This window comes from Mucilaginibacter gossypiicola (assembly GCF_900110105.1).
Classification (GTDB): domain Bacteria; phylum Bacteroidota; class Bacteroidia; order Sphingobacteriales; family Sphingobacteriaceae; genus Mucilaginibacter; species Mucilaginibacter gossypiicola.
The window spans coordinates 1-1,349 of record NZ_FOCL01000028.1 but is presented as its reverse complement, the minus strand read 5'-3'; the positions used below and the strand labels follow the sequence as shown (position 1 = coordinate 1,349).

1 rRNA gene is annotated in these 1,349 nt (G+C 48.4%); it reads right to left on the bottom strand.

Features of this window, described 5'->3' with window-relative positions:
- Positions 1-1,272 (bottom strand): 16S ribosomal RNA (locus BMX50_RS34145); the annotation flags it as partial.
- Positions 1,273-1,349 lie beyond the last annotated feature (77 nt).

Genomic DNA, 1,349 nt, shown 5'->3' with positions numbered 1-1,349 from the left:
TGAGATTGGCATCCTGTTGCCAGGTAGCTGCCCTCTGTATCATCCATTGTAGCACGTGTGTAGCCCCGGACGTAAGGGCCATGATGACTTGACGTCGTCCCCTCCTTCCTCTCTATTTGCATAGGCAGTCTGTTTAGAGTCCCCACCTTAAATGCTGGCAACTAAACATAGGGGTTGCGCTCGTTGCGGGACTTAACCCAACACCTCACGGCACGAGCTGACGACAGCCATGCAGCACCTAGTTTCGTGTTCCGAAGAACTAGAGCGTCTCTGCTCTATTCACTAACTTTCAAGCCCGGGTAAGGTTCCTCGCGTATCATCGAATTAAACCACATGCTCCTCCGCTTGTGCGGGCCCCCGTCAATTCCTTTGAGTTTCACCCTTGCGGGCGTACTCCCCAGGTGGAACACTTAACGCTTTCGCTTAGACGCTGACCGTATATCGCCAACATCGAGTGTTCATCGTTTAGGGCGTGGACTACCAGGGTATCTAATCCTGTTTGATCCCCACGCTTTCGTGCCTCAGCGTCAATCATACTTTAGTAAGCTGCCTTCGCAATTGGTGTTCTGTGACATATCTATGCATTTCACCGCTACTTGTCACATTCCGCCTACCTCAAGTACATTCAAGCTCTTCAGTATCAAGGGCACTGCGATAGTTGAGCTACCGTCTTTCACCCCTGACTTAAAAAGCCGCCTACGCACCCTTTAAACCCAATAAATCCGGATAACGCTTGGATCCTCCGTATTACCGCGGCTGCTGGCACGGAGTTAGCCGATCCTTATTCTCAAGGTACATTCAACTCATTACACGTAATGAGGTTTATTCCCCTGCAAAAGCAGTTTACAACCCATAGGGCCGTCTTCCTGCACGCGGCATGGCTGGTTCAGACTTCCGTCCATTGACCAATATTCCTTACTGCTGCCTCCCGTAGGAGTCTGGTCCGTGTCTCAGTACCAGTGTGGGGGGTCATCCTCTCAGATCCCCTAAACATCGTAGCCTTGGTATGCCGTTACCACACCAACTAGCTAATGTTGCGCATGCCCATCTTAGTCCTATAAATATTTGATTATAATACGATGCCATATCATAATGTTATGCGGTCTTAATCTCTCTTTCGAGAGGCTATCCCCCTGACTAAGGTAGGTTACATACGTGTTACGCACCCGTGCGCCACTCTCAAGAAAAGCAAGCTCTTCTATCCCGTCCGACTTGCATGTATTAGGCCTGCCGCTAGCGTTCATCCTGAGCCAGGATCAAACTCTCCATTGTAAAATGTTTTGTTTTAATCTCTGACCCTATTATTAATTAATAGAATCTGTATTATTATATCTTTATACAGTTTCTCT